The organism is Paenibacillus sp. 01T442 (assembly GCF_056398345.1).
Genome location: NZ_JBFTPF010000033.1, coordinates 36,206 through 56,471 on the forward strand (window position 1 = coordinate 36,206; position 20,266 = coordinate 56,471).

General features: G+C 42.0%; 13 protein-coding genes. All 13 read right to left on the bottom strand.

What is annotated here, in order from left to right:
- Nucleotides 1-99 precede the first annotated feature (99 nt).
- On the bottom strand, nt 100-1,764 hold the full coding sequence (locus tag AC1DLM_RS21715; protein ID WP_477571157.1) for a glycoside hydrolase family 3 protein: 1,665 nt from the start codon (nt 1,762-1,764) through the stop codon (nt 100-102).
- Nucleotides 1,765-1,782: 18 nt separating this feature from the next.
- Complete coding sequence (locus tag AC1DLM_RS21720) at nt 1,783-3,327, bottom strand: alpha-L-rhamnosidase-related protein (RefSeq protein ID WP_477571158.1); 1,545 nt, start codon at nt 3,325-3,327, stop codon at nt 1,783-1,785.
- Between the two features lie 37 nt (nt 3,328-3,364).
- A complete protein-coding gene (locus AC1DLM_RS21725) occupies nt 3,365-6,262 on the bottom strand; it encodes a family 78 glycoside hydrolase catalytic domain (protein WP_477571159.1) in 2,898 nt (965 codons plus the stop codon).
- Nucleotides 6,263-6,291: 29 nt separating this feature from the next.
- Nucleotides 6,292-7,122, bottom strand: a complete 831-nt coding sequence (locus AC1DLM_RS21730; protein ID WP_441987297.1) for a carbohydrate ABC transporter permease — start codon at nt 7,120-7,122, stop codon at nt 6,292-6,294.
- Nucleotides 7,119-7,985 (bottom strand): carbohydrate ABC transporter permease, encoded by an 867-nt coding sequence (locus tag AC1DLM_RS21735; protein WP_441987298.1) that lies wholly within the window; start codon nt 7,983-7,985, stop codon nt 7,119-7,121. Before AC1DLM_RS21735 ends, AC1DLM_RS21730 begins: the two co-directional genes overlap by 4 nt.
- An 83-nt stretch (nt 7,986-8,068) precedes the next feature.
- On the bottom strand, nt 8,069-9,418 hold the full coding sequence (locus tag AC1DLM_RS21740; RefSeq protein WP_441987299.1) for an ABC transporter substrate-binding protein: 1,350 nt from the start codon (nt 9,416-9,418) through the stop codon (nt 8,069-8,071).
- A 142-nt stretch (nt 9,419-9,560) separates the two neighbouring features.
- Entirely contained in the window at nt 9,561-11,066 is a 1,506-nt protein-coding gene (locus AC1DLM_RS21745; RefSeq protein ID WP_441987300.1) for a response regulator, read from the bottom strand.
- A complete protein-coding gene (locus AC1DLM_RS21750) occupies nt 11,059-12,828 on the bottom strand; it encodes a sensor histidine kinase (RefSeq protein ID WP_441987301.1) in 1,770 nt (589 codons plus the stop codon). The genes AC1DLM_RS21745 and AC1DLM_RS21750 overlap by 8 nt, the downstream gene beginning before the upstream one ends.
- 363 nt (nt 12,829-13,191) lie before the next feature.
- Nucleotides 13,192-14,067, bottom strand: a complete 876-nt coding sequence (locus tag AC1DLM_RS21755) for a carbohydrate ABC transporter permease (protein ID WP_477571160.1) — start codon at nt 14,065-14,067, stop codon at nt 13,192-13,194.
- Nucleotides 14,052-14,966, bottom strand: coding sequence for a carbohydrate ABC transporter permease (locus AC1DLM_RS21760; protein WP_477571161.1), 915 nt, complete (start codon nt 14,964-14,966; stop codon nt 14,052-14,054). The genes AC1DLM_RS21755 and AC1DLM_RS21760 overlap by 16 nt, the downstream gene beginning before the upstream one ends.
- Before the next feature lie 66 nt (nt 14,967-15,032).
- Nucleotides 15,033-16,415: an ABC transporter substrate-binding protein gene (locus tag AC1DLM_RS21765; protein WP_477571168.1), complete on the bottom strand. Its 1,383-nt coding sequence runs from the start codon at nt 16,413-16,415 to the stop codon at nt 15,033-15,035.
- Nucleotides 16,416-16,597: 182 nt separating this feature from the next.
- The gene (locus AC1DLM_RS21770; RefSeq protein WP_477571162.1) at nt 16,598-18,190 is read right to left on the bottom strand and encodes a response regulator; all 1,593 of its coding nucleotides are present in this window, start codon (nt 18,188-18,190) and stop codon (nt 16,598-16,600) included.
- 17 nt (nt 18,191-18,207) lie between these two features.
- Entirely contained in the window at nt 18,208-20,001 is a 1,794-nt protein-coding gene (locus AC1DLM_RS21775; protein WP_477571163.1) for a cache domain-containing sensor histidine kinase, read from the bottom strand.
- Nucleotides 20,002-20,266: the final 265 nt, after the last annotated feature.

The following is a 20,266-nucleotide window of genomic DNA, read 5'->3' on the forward strand; positions in this document are numbered from 1 at the left end:
AAAGCCCGCTAGTTAGGCGGACTTGATTGGATCTACACGTCAATGCATCGGCTTGCGTTTGAATACTAAGTACAAGAAGAACGGTGCCCACTACACCATTTAAAACCGAGCCCATGCCGAGCCACAAAATGCATCAACAGGCGATGTACCTAAAAAGGGTTGTTTGCCCAGCAAACAATTCAGAATTTCCCTTTGAACAATCGCTGAAGCATTATAGCCATTAATCATTGTCGGCATTGTGGGCATCTCATATAAAGTATACGGGTTACCAAGTGAAATGAATAAGGTTGGAACGTAGGTAGGATACCATGTAAAGATACCTCCCGCCTCTTCCGGTGACATACGCAGGGAATTCTGCATAAAGCCCGGCGAGCGCTGCGTCACGTAGATGACCAAATCGATGTCATTATTGTCCTGTTTGAGATGGTAATTTCTAACCACTTCAAACCCTTCATTCACCAACATCTGTTCAAAGAGACTACCTCCTGCACCATTCTCTGTGAATAAGGAGCCTTCACTCCCAGAAGCAATGAGAAGAACTCTCTTATGTTTTTCAGTGGAAATGGGCAGTAAGTTTTGCGTGTCCTTCACTAGYGTCACTGAGGTTCGAGCTAATTCTTGGGCTAATTTCATATGCTTGTCAGATCCTACACAAGCTAAATCTTGCTGCGCTGGTCTTTCCAGATGCAGACCCAACGAAGCTTTTAGAGCCAGTACCCTCGTCACCGCATCATTCAAACGTTCCTCTGTAATAACGCCATCTTTGACCCCCTGAAGCATGGCTTCAAAGTCATATTGGAGATCTGCTGTGAATAGAAACATATCCACACCAGAAGCGATACAGCCAGGAACGATTTCATGTCGCGGTCCCCAACTCGTCATGCCGACCATCGCTGTCGCGTCGGAAATGATTAACCCGTTAAAACCTAGTTCTTCTCTAAGCAGCTTCACGTTTAGTTCATAGGAAAGCGAACCTGGCGTATGCTGCTTTCTAACATCGTGAATGCCAAGCTCCTCATAGTAAGCGGGAAGTGCAATATGCGCGCTCATTACACTTTTGACACCGGCATAAAAAGCTGAACGATATACACGACCATAGGTTTCGCGCCACTGCTGCATCGGCATGGAATTAACCGTCAGCACTTTATGCTGATCGCGGTCATCCATCCCGTCACCTGGCCAATGTTTCACGCAAGCTGCCATTCTCCCGCTTTCCTGTACACCCTCTACAACTGGCATTGCGTACGTTTCTACCACCTCAAGTGTATCTCCGAAGGCACGTGTATTGACGATCGGATTTTGATGATTATAGTTAATATCCAGCACCGGCCCGAGTACCCAGTTAAAGCCGATTGCCGAGCCTTCAGCTTCTATACCTTTACCAAAAGCTTCCGCCAGTTCTGGCTTGCCCGTAGCTGCAACCTGCATGTTCATGCCCAGATTCGTTCCGTCAACGGCGCCGCCAAATCCGCCAGACTCTAAATCTCCTGTCACCAGCAAAGGCAGCTTGCTTCGGCTCTGCATATCCGCTATTTTCGATTGTTGATTGACCTTTGTCGCATCAGGACTAAAAGCAAAGAGATGCACGCCACCTGGTTTAATGCTTAGTAAATCCTCAGGCTCCGGTGAAAATGGCTTTTGAACCACAACGAACAACTGCCCAACTTTTTCTTCCAAGCTGAGCCCATCTCTCGTTTCCTTTACCCAAGAAATGTCAGACTCTGATAAATAAAATGGTTTTTGACGAAGTTGATCATCTTTCATTTCGCGTGCAGCCTCCCGTTACAGTAAATACTTGCGAATAAAGTACGTCGGTGTACAGCTCCATGCATGACAATAGCTATTAATTAAATTACTGCCATAGGGTGATAGCTTTTTATCGTTGGGGTTATAGATTTCCCAGAAGCAATCCGCTCCGTCTTTGACCATTTCGCCCCAATACGCTCTGATTTGCTCAATCGCTTGTTCAGGTCTACCGCTTTCAAATAAAGCTTCAATGAAATGATGATACATATAAGGCGTTGTCATTCCGATTTCTGGCGGGGACTCCAATAGTCGATCCATCAAATGACCATTTTCTACCCCGTTCAACACGCCTGCCAATGCCATCCACACCTGAGATGCCCATGAAACCTGCTTTGTTGCTCCACTTACAAAGAATCCAGTTTTCTCGTCCCATAAATACTGCAGTGCGCTGCTTGTCACACGATCAATTTGTTCTGAAATGAATGCTGCTTCTTGACTTTTTCCCAGCTCTTTCGCCAATCCAAAGCCCCTTTTGAGACAATACAGCAAAATAGCTTGCGCAGATGCTTGTTTATTTAGCTCCGGATGCCAATCCGTGAAGCACCACCAGGTTTCATCATCACGCACCACTCCGTAAGCATCTAATCGACCTAATCCGATCTCTATTTGTTCAAAGGCAACTGGCCATAAATCTACTAGTGCTTCTCTATCCTTGGATGCTTCATAATAATCGAATAAGGTAGCTACGAAAAAGAGCGAATAATCATAAAGCCGCGTATCATCGACTAACGGATTGGGCTTTTCAAAGACACAAGCCCCAACAGCACCGTCTTCAAGTGTCATACCGCCAAACAAATATAAGCATCGCTTCACCAGATCATGATGATGGAAGGTTTGATAGTTCGCCAAAGCTTGGAGTCTTAAATCCCCGATCCACAACCTGCGGTCCCGCTTCGGTCCGTCCTCGAATACCGTTTGCATGCAGTCTTGAAGCGTCTTAATACTAATGGCATCGATAACTTGTAAGTCAGCCGGAACATTGGCGGGCAGCGGAGTTAATTCCCTCACATCAGCAGAAGTAACCGCTGTGCAATGAATATCGGTAAACTGGACCGTAAACTTACGGGAGGTATCGATAATCATCATTTTCACATACCGGAAACAATATCTACGAGGCAGTTTTAGAACGGTAGGTAAAACATCGATATAAATCGTCTCTTCTTGAAGCCAGGATTTACTCAACCAACCTTCATAACTGTCAAAAGATTCCGCCACCTCACATGGCATCTCGCCAAAGATGAGCTTCAGCCCGAGCGGGGCATCTTGAGGACTGCCCACAGACTTAATCGCAAAGGAGAGATAACCTACCTGATGATCGCCAAAATCCAGAATGAAGCTATCATCCTTACCGAAGGATTTTGCTTCTAACGCTTCCACACTCTCCGTTTCTTGTGTTCTCCACCCTTGAAAAGCTTCTTCATCCGCTACGACCTCGATGACTGATTTAGGCTTAACCATAGACTCGTGCAAGTCAGGAGTTAGCTTTTCTGCTATTTCTACAAATTTTTGATATATTCCCATTACGCTTAAAACACTCCTATCTGTGCGGCTGGATAACTTATATGAGAACTAGTTCAGCGAGCATCGCATCCATTTGTTGCTTCGTTATGCCTGTCATCGTGTTTTCCCCCAACTGCTTGATCGTCGACTTGCGAACGAAATTAAGAAAGGGACCTTCGAATAAGGCTKACATATGTTTTCGGAAAATTGACGTTGCCGCTTCATGATCCAGCACATCATTGATTCTCGAATGTTCATTAAATTTTACGCGGAATAAATCATGATTCGTATAGTTGAACGTATAATCTCCAGATCCAAGAACGACACAAACCCCTTGCTCGACTTCACTTATGGATTGAATGCCAGGGATCGAGGTATCGAGGGAAAGTCCCCCTTCTAGCACGCTGCCAAGCGCAGCTCCCGTAAGAATAACTTCTGCAGTTGTATTAGCAGGAACACGAACCATCAGTTGAATTTGCCCCTGATCAACCTGCCAACCGGATTCAATTCGTCCATAAAGCGAAGTATGCGCTGCTTTGGCATAAGAGAGACTATTCCGTCCAAATAATGGCTCGATATGAATTCGTTTGAAGGCTGGTACGGTAACGTCCATATCCAAGCCGGCTATTTTGCGGTACATCCAGTCTCCGATGGCGCCATAAGCATAGTGGTTAAAAGAGTTCATATCATCGCTCCAGAAGGAACCGTCTGATTTAATGCTATCCCAATGCTCCCAGATGGTTGTCGCTCCCTTGGAAACGGAATACAGCCACCCTGGATAGCTTTCTTGCAACAGCAGTTTAACCGCTGTTTCATGATAGCCGTTATTCGAAAGCGCGAAGCACAAGTACGGTGTGCCCACGAAGCCCGTTGATAAATGATAATCATTATCTAGAATGAGTTCATTGAGATCCTTCGCGACTCTTGCGCGCACCTCGTCCTCGACCAAATCGAAAACGAGCGCAAGGATATGCGCAGTTTGCGTCGGGGCTGCAACGCGTCCATTTTTCGTTATAAATTCATCCTGGAAGGCTTGAATGATACCTTGATAAAGCTCATCGAAGGATTGTGCCTCTTCCTCATGTCCTAGAGCTCTTGCCGCATCCCGAACAATACGTGTCGAATAGGCATAATAAGCCGTTGCAACTAGCGCTACGGGAGTCGCACCGATGTAGCTATTTTCTTTCGCATCCAGCGCAAGCCAATCGCCAAAATGGAAACCTGTGTTCCATAAATATTCTTGCTCACCTTGCGATCGGATGTAAGAAATCCATCCTTTCATGCTTTCATATTGTTCAGCAAGCAGACGTTTATCCCCATAATATTGATAAACCGTCCAAGGGCAGATCACAGCAGCGTCTCCMCAAGCAGCCGAATTCTCGCCGCCTACAACATCGGGGACCACAAAAGGAATCCCACCATTGGGTCTTTGTTCAGCCTTCACATCATGCAGCCATTTCGTGAAGAAGGGACCGCCTTGGTAATTAAATAGCGCCGTGGAGATGAAAACCTGTGCATCCCCCGTCCACCCTAAGCGTTCGTCACGCTGCGGACAATCCGTCGGTACGTCTAAGAAATTACCTCGTTGACCCCAACGAATGTTGCGTTGCAACTGATTCACTCTAGCATCCGAGCATTCGAACTCGCCTGTCGACTCCATATCGGTATGCATGACTTCACCGACAAAAGCATCCAGCGGCAAGCCGTTTTCTTGGCCTGGGAAGCCCTCAACCTTCACATAGCGAAAGCCCATGAAACTGAAATGAGGTGCATAGGTTTCAGGGCCGTTCCCCTTGGCAATATAGGTCACGACCTGCTTCGCTGGCCGCAGGTTGCCGAAATAAATATTGCCTTCTTTATCCAATACTTCAGCATGCTTTAACTCAATTCGCGTACCCGCAGGAGCGGTTACGGTAAAGCGCATGCGGCCTACCATATTTTGACCCATATCGAGCACATGATCGCCCGCAGGCGTTATGAAATAAGCGATAKGACGTATCGTTTCCGTTACACGTGTCGGTGCATTTTCTTGTGGTATCAGCCTATCAAAGCTGATATCTGAATAAATCTCCGTGGATCTCCACTCATCATCTCGGAAGCGTGCCGAGCTCCAGCCAGCTTGCTCCAAACGTGCATCATACGTTTCACCATGGTAAATCGTTGCATACTGAATCGCACCTGTTGAAGCTTTCCATGTCGTATCCGTGGCTACAACAGTCTCTGTACCGTCTTGATATCGAATATGCAGCTGTGCGAGGACAGCCCGACGTTCGCCGTATTTAAAGTTTTTATTCTCAAAGCCMATCCCGCTTTTGTACCAGCCGTCACCGAGTAGAATCCCGATCCCATTGCCCTCTGGATGAAGCAAATCCGTAACATCATAGGTTTGAACTTGCAAACGAGTTGGATAACTCGTCCATCCTGGCGCCAATAACTCATCAGAAACACGCGTTCCATTTAGATACAGCTCGTAGACGCCAGCCGCCGTTGCATATATACGTGCAGATTGGATGGTTCCCTTAACCTCAAATTGCTTGCGGAGTAGAAAGGCAGCCTCGGACTGTGAATCGATCTCACTCTCGTTAGGTGTGACCCAATCGGCTGACCATTCGGCTCGATCTAACAAGCCCATCTCCCACCAAGCGACCTCACTCCATGCGGATTCTCGACCAAAGTTATCCCAGACTTTCACTTTATATAGGTAACGAGTTCTTGACTGTAGCTGCTGTCCCCCATAAACTATTTGAATCGATTGATCGGATTCCGTATAGCCTGTGTCCCATACTGGCTTTGTAAAATCAGCATCTTCTTTAGCTACGATGATCTGATAACCACGCTGCAGTGTGCCGCGGCGATCGGATTCAATTTGCCAGCTTAACTGAGGACTCCCCGCTCCAATACCAAGCGGATTCGTTCTATATTCACATTTCAACGTCGTAACCTGTAAATTCCCCATTGTTGTCCTCCTCTTTGACGATCCCATGATTAGCCTTTAACTGAACCTGCTGTCATACCTGCTACAATCTTTTTGTTAAAGAAAATGAATAAGACGAGAGGCGGTAATGTGATCAGTAAAATATTCATAAATAGCAAATTCCATTGCGTGACAAATTGACTTTGGAAGTTGTACAACGTTAGTTGTACAGTCGCATTCTTAGCTCCCGGGAAGAAATACAGAGGGTTCGTAAAGTCGTTAAAAATCCCGACAGATGACGTGACAATAATCGTTGCCGTTACGGGCTGCAGAAGCGGCAGAATGATTCTGTAGAACAACCCAAATCCACTGCTTCCATCCACCACAGCAGCTTCATCGACTTCACGTGGAATGCCTGACATAAAGCCTTTGTACAACAGAACCCCGAAAGGAAATCCTAGTGCAACCTCGACAAGAACGAGTCCTGGCAGCGTTTTGAACAAACCAAGACCATTCAATACCCAGATCGTGGGTACGATGGCTGGCGGTATAATTAATCCAGACAGGACAAGGAAATTGAGCCATGGCGTGGCACGATCGCTTCTACGCTGCATCACAAAGCCTGCCATCGCACAGACAAGAATCAACACGATAATGGATAAAACGGTTAGCAAGGTGCTGTTATAAAAAGCTCGCAATAGCATGTAATCCCGAGCTGTAATGACTTCTTTCAAATTATCCCAAAGATGAATGGTAGAAGGCCAAGCTAAGTTTAATAGGGAGGATTCTTTCTTATCCTTGAGCGCATTAACGACAACAAAGTAGAACGGAATCCAGAAGATCACAATGGTCAGAAGAATGGCAATGACTTCAATGCTTAAACCTTTTATTTTTCTGCTCATAGTTCCGCCTCTTTTCTATTCAGGTACGAATACAGCGGAAGGGCTAACGCCGTTACCACGATGAATAAGATTACGTTTCCTGCCGTAGCCAGCCCATAATAACCACCTTGGTACTGCTTGTAAATAATGGAAGCGATAAGGTCAGTCGTAAATCCAGGTCCACCTTTGGTCATCGCCCAAACGAGATCGAAGGAACGCAAGCCACCAATAAAGGATAAAATAATGACCGAATTCGTTGCCGGACGGCTTAACGGGAGAATAATATTCCAGAACTTATGGAATGCGCCTCCACCATCCATTTCGAGTGCTTCATAGTATTCCTGAGGAATGGAGAGAATTCCTGCGATATAAATAACAGTCGCAAAGCCCACGCCTTTCCATACATCTACAAGTGCAACAGACAGCAGCGCTATACGGGTATCGCCTAACCAGTCAGGACCAACAATCCCAATTGCTGCTAGTGCTGTATTAATTAAACCTTGTGTCGGATGCATCATCATACTGAACGTAATTCCGACTGCAATGGTACTTAGCAAAGTAGGGAAAAATATAACAGACCGCAGATATCCCTTGGCTCTTATTTTTGAAGTTAGAAAAACACCAAGCAACAATCCCAAAACTACCTTTAATACACAAGTAACTACCGCATAAATGAGGGTATTCTTAAATCCGATCAGTAACGACGCTTCTTGGAAAAACATTTTAAAGTTATCCAAACCGATAAACGTCCAACTCGTTAAATTCCATCTTGTCAAACTGAAGAAAAAAGACATAATGGTCGGAAAAATAAAAATCAATACATAGATAATGGCTGCAGGAATAAGGAAAGCATATGAGTACGTACGTTTGAACACCTTGGCCACCGAAATCACCCCTAAGTTTGAGAAAAGAGCCGGTCCTGCATGAATTTCGCATCGCCGACTCCCTTCTGATTAATCTTTAACTATTACCAGCCTTGCAGACCTAATTGCTTGGCTTGTTTTTCAACATCTTTATCATAAACCTCTGCGCCTTGTTTACCTGTTTTGATAGCTGCGCCGACTTCAGTAGTAATTTGCGGCAAGCTTGCGCCTTTAATTGGAGATACAAATTCCAAGGCTGGTGCTGTTTTGTTGCCATCAAAGTATGGCGTCATATCTTTCACCGCTTGCGCGACGTCATCCGGCAGCTTTGCACCTTTAATCGCATAAGGACCTGATGGCATAGAAGCAGCCGACTGAGCAGCAACACCATCCATAGAAGCGATGAATTCAACGAATTTCTTCGCCTGCTCCGCATGTTTCGTTGCTTTATAAATATAAGCACCACTTGGCATCCACACCGTCAAACCATTCGTAGCTGCACTATCCCCTGGTTGTGCAAAGAAACCGATATCCTTCATTTTGTCTGGGAAATTCTGCTGGAGTGCTGGTGTTGCAAAAGATAGCATCGGATATTGAGCGCCTTTGCCTTCCGCTAGCATTTTCAACCCCGCATCATAGGTTGTTGCTAAGAAATCTTTGTTCATGTAACCCTTTTTCGCGATTTCTTCCAGCTTTTCGAAGCTTTTCAGTGCCGCTGCATCCTTCGCATATTTGGTTTTATTCGCTGTATAATCTTCCGCAAACTTCGGATTGGCGGCTTGGACATTGTAATAATCCGCTAGTACGACCAATTGTGATGTCCAATCATCTTTGTAAGAACCGATGACAGCCGTGATACCAGCTGCTTTAATTTTCTCACTGTTCGCCATCAATTCAGCCCATGTTTTCGGCACGGAGAGACCGAGATCAGCATAAATCTTTTTGTTGTAGAACCAGCCGCCAGCCATCGTCGAGCCAATCGGGCCCGCATAAACTTTCCCTTTAGAAGAAACCGTTGGTTTAAAGGAATCAATCACATTCGCTTGAAAAGGTTCATTGGTTAGATCAAGCAGATTTTGTTCGGGATTAAGCGCTTGCATAAGTGATCCACTGTTATAGAAAAACACGTCGGTCATATCTCCAGTAGCTAGACGGGTTTTGACGATATTATCGCCTTCTCCGCCGCCAGGGCGAGTCTCTGTTTCAACATGAATGTTCGGATACTTTTTTTCGAATGCCGCGACAATCCCTTTTGCAACATTGACAGAATCCTGAGTATTATCAATTAGAAGTGAAATGGTTACCTTTTCATCAGTTTTTTTAGTTCCCGCATCTGTTGCTTTCCCTTTCGTATCGTCAGATGATGTGGATGTCGTTCCACAGCCTGCTACCACACTAGCCAATAATACCGAAGTGGACATTGCGGCAACCCATTTTGTTATCTTTGTACTCATCTTCAAATCCCCCTTAGTCATCTTGGTTAGGATCAATCGATTCCTATGTTCAGGCACGAGTTCGTTTTCCCCGTGCTTTTATCTTAATCGCTTTTCCTAACCTCAGGCAGTGCGTCATTCTTCTGATTCGTGTCCGTATTTTTTAGATGCCCGAGGGATTGGTTAACTGATCTTTATATTGTCCAGGTGTATGTCCCGTATATTTTTTAAATACATCAGAGAAGTGTCTATAGGTATGATACCCAACTTTCTCACTCACATCATTCACTTTCAAACCGCGGCTAAGCAGCGTCTTAGCAAGCTCCATGCGCATGCGGGTGACATATTTAATGTAGGACTCGCCAACTTCCTCCTTAAATAACACGCTGAAATAGGTGGGATTCATGCCAACATGCTCGGCTACCTCTTGAAGTGTGACATCTCGCGTATAGTTTTGCTCCATATAAGTACGAGCACGTGTGACGGACGCATGTCTTGAATGCTCACGGGCATCCATCGTACTGCCAACAATCATCTCAAGTTGACTGCGAAACCATTCCGTCATTTTCCCTCTTGCTGCCATTTCCCGAAATTCAACATGTGGACGGTAATCCTCAGGTATATGACTTGTTTTGTCGCCAACTGACTTTCTCGCTTCTTCCAGAGCCAAATAAAGCAGCTTAAGCATTTCATGTTCAGCCACTTCGCTATCCAGTTTTTCCATTTGGATCCAAGCTATAAAACGATCAATCTGCTCGAGCATGCCCGCCTTATTACCAGAACGCAAACTCAGAATAATCGCTTCCTCTCGTTCGTTTAAACCCTCGGGCCGGGTAATCAAATCACCCAAATCCTCAAAACGTACGATCCCCTTTTCTCCCAGAAAATGAGCGGATCGCAACGCACGCAGCGCTTCTTTAAAGCTTTGCGCGGCATCTTTCAGCTCCGCATATGTCCGTCCGCTCCCCACAGAGATGCCAGCTAGCTCGGACTCCAATTGCAGCTGCTCCCAGAACTCGGGGGTTGGCTGCTGGGCATGTACACATACATGTAATCTCTCAACACCATGCCGAAGCGGAATCACCGTATAGTCCGTATGCTCCGGCATGTGCAACTGAATGGATTCCGTAGCAAGAACGGTCACGCCTGCGAGAGACTCCGCCACCGCTCCATAAATGTCTAGCCACTTCGCTTCCGCTTCTGCGCCGATAAATAATAAATCGAATGTCGCTTTCTCCAAAAGCTCGCGATGGCTGCTGCTTACTTTCGTCTTAAGCTCCAGTACTTCTTGTTGTTGGCTGATCTTATCCATCACCTTGCGGATCGCTTTCTCAATCGTTGGGATCGTAATTGGCTTTTCTAAATAATCGGCAACACCTAGATTGATGGCTCTCTTCACGTATTCAAACTCATTGAATCCACTAAACACAATACATAGCGTTTCAGGCGCTTCTCGCATAATCTCTTCGATCAGCTGAAGTCCATCCATACCGGGCATCCGTATATCCGTGAAAATAAGCTGAGGTTGATGCTCTCGAAATAATTCGAGTGCAGATAGGCCATTATCAGCCGTGCCAATGAGCTCAATGCCAAAGCTTGGCCAGTCTATCATTTCACGAAGGCCTTGAAGCACAATATATTCATCATCAAACACCGCGGCCTTAAGCATCTGTATCCCTCTTTTCACCGAATAGTTGAAAACGAATTTGGATCTGAGTACCTTGATTGACTACACTCGAAATTGTTAATGAACTGGTCGTTCCATAGTACAAGGTCAATCGTTCACGAACATTCTTCAAACCATAACCTTGTTCCGTTGCAGCCAAATCGGCTATTCCTACTCCGTTATCTTCCACTGTAAAAACAAGATATCCATCATCCCTTTTCCCAGTAAGTCGAATTGTACCCTCGCCTACTTTAGGTTCTAGGCCATGATAAATGGCATTTTCAACAAGAGGTTGAAGCAGCAGCTTCATAATCTCCATCCCCATCAAGGCAGGCTCAACCTCTTCTATATATTGAAACCGATTATGATAACGAATATTCTGAATGGTCATGTAATGCTCAATATGCTTTAGTTCCTTATAAACAGATATGGTATCTTTTCCTTTATTTAGGCTTAATTTAAAGCTTTCCGATAAGGAAATCGCCATCTGAGCGACATCATGATTCTTTTGCAAAGCCGCCATCCAATAGATCGAATCTAAGGTGTTATATAAAAAATGCGGCTTAATTTGCGCCTGCAGCGCCCGCAGCTCCGCCTCTCGCTCCTTTAATTGGGCATGTATCAGCCGCTCATTTAATTCTTTATTTTCAGAGACTACGCGTTTAAAGGTTTCCCCGATCGTCCCTACCTCGTCCTGTTCAAACGTCTCTTCGAATTCTCTAGCTCCCTTCGTCCAATCTACCATCATTTTTTTGATCTGTAGAAGCGGACGGGTAATACTGCCAGATATAAAAATGGAATACAACAGCGCAATTACGCCCATAGAACCGGCAATGAGTGTTGTGATTGTCCGAATTTGATTCGATTGCTTAAGCAGCTCATTCACTTTAATAAGATGAATAAATGTCCAATCCGTCGTTTGGTTCTTATATTGGCTAACAAGATAACCACTTTGCATCAATTGGTGAATAAGGGATTCACTGTCCCCTTCTTTGAGAGTGGAATTATCGGTTAACCCGTTATTAAACACGACTTTACTTCTTTCAGGAGAATTATCCAACGCCATGAAACCACCGGCATTGCTGTTTTCATTAAAAATATTGGTGAAAATATCCGTTGAGATATTCACAACTAGTAGACCAATCGTTTGTCCGCTTGGACTTGATGCATCCCGAAATAATTTGACTGTGGAAAATGAATTCTTCGAATGATCGAGGACATCATAGCCAAGAAAAACAACCTTTCCTTGATCTTGTAAAGCACTTGTATACCAATCCGTTTGCTGGATGAGCTTGATTTTATCTGGCTTCTCATAAACTCCTGCGTCATCAGAGCGTCCAGCACAGAAAGTCTTGAATTCCAAATTAAATACACAGATGGAGTTTACAAACTTGGTATCAAACTGGTTGTTATTAATCGCTTTTTGCAGCCTATTGGAGGTCCATTCACTTGTCAATTCAGGTTCCGTGCTCTGTGCAGTGTTGCTGTTCGACAAAACCTCCCTCACCTCATTGTTCACCACGATGGAACGATTCATATTAATAATGTTGCGAAATAATAAATCCGCCACTTCACTGGATGTTTCCAAATGGTTTTCATAGGTTTGCGCATTCGTTTCCATCAATGTGTTCTTGGCAATATCGAAAGACATATAACCTACAATCATAATTGGAGGTAAAGAGATGATGATCATAGCCACGAGAAACCGGCTTCGAAGCCGCTGTAAACGGAATCTTGATTTGAGATACCGCAATCTGTTTTTCATATTGTGCCTCCCCCATCCATTGTCGTATATATCTTAAGATAACGTGAAAGCTATATAGGTATTATAACTAGATCAACCCTAGTAACATAATGTGCTTATTTTTTGGGTGAGTGTCCGTTTTTTTTGGGTGAGCAGAACGCAAAGACCCGGAGGTCCATTCATGTATGGATAACCGGGTCAATTTTCGTTTTTATAATCGTTAGGCGATACATATATTATTCACGGCCTATTATTTCAAGCAAAAAGGACTTAAAATCGACAATACGCTGGCTCCGTGGTCCATGCTCCGTCCCATTGCCTAAATCCGTTTCGCTTATTGATCAATTCTCGATAGACCTTCATGAATGTACCTCATTTCTATGCTTATCCCTTGATACCGCTTGAAGTAATGCCCTCAACGAAAAATTTTTGTGCAAAAACAAAAAGTAGTACAGGCAATAAGATAACAATAGAAGCCCCAGCCATTTGAAGTGAATAATTGGACCCATATTGTGTAGAAAAATATTGAAGYCCGACGGTTACCATTTGTTTCTTCTCGCTTGAAATAAAGATAAATGGACTTGCATAGTCATTCCAAATATAAACGAAAGAAAAAACAATCATGGTCATTAAAGCAGGAACAGCAAGCGGGAGGATGATTCGAAAATAAACACGATAATGGGAACATCCGTCAATAATTGCTGCTTCCGTAAGTTCTTTTGGAATACCCATAAAAAATTGCCTTAAGAGAAATAAAAAGAATACATCAAAAACAGCAGGAATAATGAGCACCCAATGTGTGTTTATCAGATGCATGTACTTATAGATTAAAAATCTAGCTACAATTGTTGTATCGGGAGGAATAGCCAATGTGGATAAGGATATAAAAAGCAGTACATTTCTTCCTTTAAAATTCAATCTAGCAAAGGCGTATGCAGCCATTGTTACGACGATACCACGTAATAAAATCGATAGCGCTACTACTTTCAGCGAATTCCCTATCCAACGAAAATAATTCGGTGAGGTTAGCAACGTTTGATAGTTACCCCAATAGATCTGTTCGGGAATCAAATGTTTCAGCGGTTCATTAAACGCTTGAGCCGTCGTTTTAAGTGAGGCAGATATCATAAATAGAAAAGGAAATAACATCATCAACGCTACAATGAATACGAAGAATGAGTAAGCAAGTGTAGCGATCGATAGTCTATTATTAGCGATGAATGGCTTAGTCGATTGTTTGGCAATTAATAATGCACCCATTTCTTCTGTCCTCCCCATTGAATAACTGAAATAATCATAATAATAAGAAATAGGACAATGGCTTGTGCAGCAGCATAGCTGTAGTGATTGAATGAAAAGGCCTCTTCGTAGATATTAAGAGAACTCACACGGGATGCTGTTCCCGGCCCACCTTTGGTCAGCGCGTTGAAAATGGTGAAATTCTGAAAAGAACCAATCGTGGCTGTTATTATTAAAAAGAAGCTTGTTGGCGAGATGATTGGCAATGTAATACGAACCAATTTTTTAAGTTTGGATGCCCCATCTATCTCAGCAGCTTCATATAATTCCTTGGATACACCCTGCAGTGCCGCCAAATAAACAATCATTTGGAACGGAAAATTCAACCAAATGGCTACCATTGCTGTAGTGGGAATCGCCATCTTCGCACTGGCAAACCATAAGGGTGGATTGGAAATACCGAGTACTTTAAGCAAAGCATTCACAAACCCACCAAATGGATCGAACAACAATGAAAACACAATTGAGATCGCAACAATGTTTGCCACATAAGGCATTAGAAATAGTGATCGGCTAAAGCTTTTCCAATAGAAATACTTATTCAGGAGCACAGCAGCGATAAACCCAACCGCCGTAAGGAATGGCACATAGAGGATCGTATAATAAAAACTTTTTAGATACGATGAGACTGCAATGGGATCCTTCCAAATGGCTGTGTAATTGGCTAAGCCCACCCATGTAACTGCGTTCAATGGTTTAAAATTATTCAAATCCACAAAACTAATAAAAAAAGCATAGAATAACGGTGCAAATTGAAAAATGATAAATCCAATAAAGAAAGGTAAAACAAATACAAATGCAGCTCGTGCCTCTTGTTTCTCTAGGCTTCCGATAGTTCTCTTTATTCTCAGCTTAGACATCTTCGGCTTCCTCMTACAACAAAGGAGCACCCTATCTTCCTAAGTGCTCCTTCCGAAATGATTGTATTAATTCTTCAAGGTTTTAGCTTTATCAATGGCTTCGTCTGCACGTGATTTGATCGCTTTAATCGCATCATCCAGCGGTTTTTGTCCTACAAGATACGACTCGCCTTCTTGTAAAATAATTTTTCCATATTCCGCAGCAATCGAACCTGTAATTTTTTCTGGTTTGAGACCTAAGTTAGGGGTCAAAAATACATCCTTCAGATCTTCCGAAGAAATGCTATCTGCAGCGGGGAATTTGGCTGCCATTTCATTAAATATTTTATCCGTATCGTCTTTGGTTAAATCGACACGTGCTGGCGTGCCGGATCCGCCATACTTATATTGATTGTCTGCAAGCCAATTCACAAAATCAGCTGCTTCCTTCGGATGTTTAGAAAATTTATTAATACCATTACCAGAAGTAATACCGATCATGTTCTTGCCACTCGGATCAACTGGCGGTTGCGTAATCCCCACCTTCCAATCGCGTGGATAGGTCTTCAAGTCAATTGGTGCAAAGGCAAACCAAGTTCCCGTGAATTGCATGGCATATTTTCCGTTCATAAAGACATCATAGGGGATTTTCTTGGACTTTGTTTCAAGCCAGCTCGGCTGAATTTTCAATTTATTCCCTAGATCCCCTAACCATTGTAAAGATTCTTTGAACGAAGGATCATCATAATTCGATGTACCATCCGCTTTATAACCACTAATACCTCTTTGTGCAGCTAATAAATAAAATGTATTATCGTAATCAGGGAAGTTTGAACCGTATATGCCTTTGCTTGGATCCGTTAATTTCTTAGCCGTCTCCACATATTGATCCCATGTCCATTCACCCTTCGGATAAGGTACTTTGGCATCATCAAAAATCTTTTTATTATAAAATACGGCCCAAGTTCCTGCGCCAGTTGGCAGCATGTAAATTTGATCATTGAATTTGGTTAAGTATTTGCCGTATTTCTTCTCATAATCAACTCCCGCCTGCTTATAAAGATCATTCAAGGGGAGGAGAAACCCACTGTTTGCATATTTAGCGTGAATGATTGGATTTTGAAGTGGGATCACATCTACATTCCCAGACGTCGAAAGATCAATATCGATCTTTTTATAAATCACATCTCCATCGCCAGCAACTGTCTCTAACTCGACTGTGTTACCAGAAACCTTTTTATAATCCTCTAATAGGGTCTTAGTTGCTGGTAAGTTAGCATTTCCAGAAGTGGAATACCATTTGAGGGTTACTGGTTCTTTGGCAGCTGGTGTAGTCACTGCACTGCTTGATGGTGAAACTGTTGGAGCGACGCTGGCAGCAATTTCATCATTCTTCGTACTACAACCGGCTAGAGACAATACGATCATACCGCCGATTAATAAGGTAACACTTGCGTTTCTACCGTTCATTTCCCCCACTTTTCATACCCCTTTTCGTTTGTTTCTGCTACTTCTTTACTATAATTCTTAACACCTTCCATTCAAATGTAATATCTTTCGAGTTTTTCACCTTTCTCTACTTCCCATAAATTGTTCATCATTTCAATTTGTAATAAATAAAGAAAAAATGGTTTTTTTTGAGATCATACCAATTATCTATACTTGAGAGGCGACTCTCCTACATTTTTTTTGAATACTTTACTGAAATAATATTCATCCGAATATCCGACTTCTCTGGCTATTTCTGCGATTCTTAAATCCGTCGTTTTTAATAAAAACTTGGCTTGACTGATCCTAACCTCTGTAATATACTCAATAAAATTTTGACCTGTTTCTTTTTTATAGAGATTGCTTAGGTAAGCTGTAGAGAGCTGCAAATGTTCGGCAACCTTTTCTAAAGAAAGGTCTTCTTTGTAATGCTTATTAATAAATTGCTTCGTTATAAATACCCGCATATTCTCATTGTTATTTAGCAATTGATCTGTAATTCGTTGCTTTAATTGGTTAATCCAATCGATAAAATCAACCTTTAAATTCATATTCGTTATCTCACTGTACATCTCTTTATGAATGATATTTTTTCCTGTTAATTGATATTTTTCTACAAAGGTTTGAAATAAATAATAAATGGCATAACATAACCCCGTTAATAATTCCTTCGTTAAGTTATTGGATTGGCTCATTTTCTGGACTAACAGCTGTAGCGCATCATGAATCGACTTGACTTCTCCATCAAGTAGGGCTGATTCAACCTTTTTCATTTCTACCGRAATATCCTCGTTTTCTTGTAGGGACATTTGCTTTATTTCACGATAATGAATACTGCTACCTCTTGGGAAAATAAATTTAAATCGGATAGCCTCTTTCGCTTCCTTGAAGGCTTGCTTGATTGGCATTTCCTCCTGATGGTCATCGCTAATCCCGATGCAAACCGACGTGCTTAAATATTTACGCAAGGAAGTTCTCATATTGTTTGTCAACTCAGTTAACCTTTCTCCACGATCAACTCTCTCGTTCTTCCTCAATGAGAAAATGGCTATAAATTGTTTCGGATATAGGCTTACAACCTGTCCTTCGGCATAACTGGATAAAACTTCTTCTACAATATTAAGAATAGAATAATCAAGTAAATGCGGGGATTCGCCATATTTATCATAAATAGTTAAATCATCGACCTCGACGATTAAACAACTCAGATTTTTTTCCAAATAATTTACATTGAGCACATGTAATTGTTTCTGAATTTCTTCTTTATTCTGAATAACACCTAACAGCAAGTCTTTGATAAATTTTTCTTTATGAAGTGCTGTATGTATAAGCGGATACTCTTGAGATATCGATCTATTCAAATCCCTTTTTTGGGATGATAGTACGGCAACTCTAAGCTCCTCCATCATCTTCATCAATTGCTCAGGCTCCAGTTCTAATTTCAAAATATAATCCTCAGCACCGTGCTTCATGGCTTCCTTCACATAGGCCAAATCATCATAGGCACTTAACACGATGAATTTTGCAGGATGATTCTCATGCTTTAATTGCTTAATTAATTCAATCCCCGTCATAACAGGCATTTTAATATCTGTCAAAATAATATCAGGTGAATGCGTTCTCGCCATCTCTAATGCTTTCTTCCCATTCTCAGCTTCACCCACCAACTCAAACCCCAATTCTTCCCATGGTATGATCGATTTTATTCCTATTCTTACAAGGGCTTCATCATCAACAATTAGTATTTTCAACATCATGTTCATCCACCTATTCTCTATACGGATTCTCCCATTAAGTCCATAGGAAGCACGATACGAACCCTTGTATACACACCAAGTTCACTATCCACCTGAATGCCGTATCGTTCACCACAGATCATTTTGATACGAAGATTGACATTCATTACACCAATCCCGCCCGCGTAATCTTCTTCATTCATGTTCTCATTCAAAATTTTGGATATCTGAGTATCCGACATACCCACACCGCTATCTTCAACAACGATTTGGAGATTTGACTGATCCGTGAATATGTTAATTCGTATGCATCCAGGTTCTTCTTTTGGTTCGAGACCATGAAAGATGGCATTCTCAACAATCGGTTGTAAGATGAATTTGACGCATTTTAAGGAAAGTAAATGCTCATCTACGTCATAGAAAACCTGAAATTTTTCACGATATCGCGTTTGTTGAATATAGATATAATCCTTAATCATACCCAATTCATCATGCAATGTAGTCAATGTGCTTCTCTCTTTGAATGTATTTCTCAATAGTCTTCCCAATGCATCTACGACCTCTTTAATGCCATCCGACTTTTGAATGATAGCCATCYATCGGATTGTATTCAAGGTATTGTACAGAAAATGAGGTGTGATTTGCCCTTGCAGCGCCTTAATTTCTGCTTTTCTTTTTTGGGCTTCTTCCTCAATAACAAGGTTAAAAAGTGAATTAATACGCTCAATCATGTAGTTGAAGTTGACACTGAGCAGACCAATTTCATCAATATTGGAGATGTTGGATTTTACTAGCAAATTAGACCCCCTCACATCTTTCATCGTCAACGTTAATTTTTGTATAGGTTTTACAATCCCAGTTGAAATAAAAAACCAAAGAACGCCTGAGAAAAGCAAGGAAAGAAAAAATACAACCGTCGTAATTATAAAAATATTTTTATTATCCTTCGTTAGCATTTCAATAGGAACCATTTGAACAATTCGCCAGCCATACTTATTCAAATCATAGTTAGATACTAAATAGGCTTTGCCGTTTTTCTTTATCTCGAAATTAGAAAGCTTTTGTTCTTTGGGCAGAATAATACCATCCGACGCCAGACTCATAGCAAGCTTTTCTTGCGGGTATACGATCTTTCCCAGCTGATCTACAATATATAGTTGACTTTGTGTATTTGGAGATGCCTTACTTAAAATATCCGTAAATACATCCGTATTTAAACTCACATATAAGCTTCCAATATTCCTACTGTTAAAATCCCTGATAAATCTAGAGAGCGAGAATACTTGCTTAAATTGTGTCATTCCGGATTTATTGTCGTTGTCATGCACACCTATCCATAGTACATTCCCGCCTAACTCCTCCGAATGTTTATACCATTCCGAGGATTGAAGCAATTTCGTATCAATCGCATAAGCATCGCTCCCGTTCCCATATCTAAATTCACTTCCGTTCACACCAAAAATAAACAGAGAAGTGACGTATTTATAATAATTTGAATAAAATTCCACATTATTGATAACCTGATCCACTTTCTTATAATTAGCATAGTAATCTAATTGGTTATGATTATCTGAGCTAATTGCCTGCTGAATATCCTCATTTATATAAATTAATTCTGTGATTTTTTCTATTCCCGATAATTCCTTTTCGATAGAGTTGCCAATATATAAGAGATTCTCATGAAATGAATCACTTACTTTCTCTTTCAATATTTTCACGGATACCAAATACGAACTTATACTAATCACTGAGGTAGGTAATAACAGGACTAATAGAAATGAAATCATTAGTTTATTTAAGATACTCTTTTTAAAAAAGCGAATTGGATTCACTCGCACTCCCCCTTACTTAGCTTGTTCACCAAGTCACTACAGCTCTTTTGTTTGCGCTTACATTTAGTTGTTGTGTCAAGAGAAGAACCAAAATTAATTACGTTATCTATCTAGTCAAAGCTCATTTTATTTAAAATGACTACATACTCACATGATAATTTTTGTGCTTGCATTGATATTTTTTGKGGGTTATATAAAAAAGCGCGAGTTTGGAGGGGATAACTTCCTCGTAACTCGCGCTTACTTGCGTAGAATAAAAGACTTC

Bases quoted from the DNA above. Each gene is read 5' to 3' on its own strand.
- AC1DLM_RS21720 (WP_477571158.1), bottom strand. From the start codon at position 3,327: ATGGGAATATATCAAAAATTTGTAGAAATAGCAGAAAAGCTAACTCCT.
- AC1DLM_RS21730 (WP_441987297.1), bottom strand. From the start codon at position 7,122: ATGAGCAGAAAAATAAAAGGTTTAAGCATTGAAGTCATTGCCATTCTT.
- AC1DLM_RS21740 (WP_441987299.1), bottom strand. From the start codon at position 9,418: ATGAGTACAAAGATAACAAAATGGGTTGCCGCAATGTCCACTTCGGTA.
- AC1DLM_RS21745 (WP_441987300.1), bottom strand. From the start codon at position 11,066: ATGCTTAAGGCCGCGGTGTTTGATGATGAATATATTGTGCTTCAAGGC.
- AC1DLM_RS21750 (WP_441987301.1), bottom strand. From the start codon at position 12,828: ATGAAAAACAGATTGCGGTATCTCAAATCAAGATTCCGTTTACAGCGG.
- AC1DLM_RS21760 (WP_477571161.1), bottom strand. From the start codon at position 14,966: ATGTCTAAGCTGAGAATAAAGAGAACTATCGGAAGCCTAGAGAAACAA.
- AC1DLM_RS21765 (WP_477571168.1), bottom strand. From the start codon at position 16,415: ATGAACGGTAGAAACGCAAGTGTTACCTTATTAATCGGCGGTATGATC.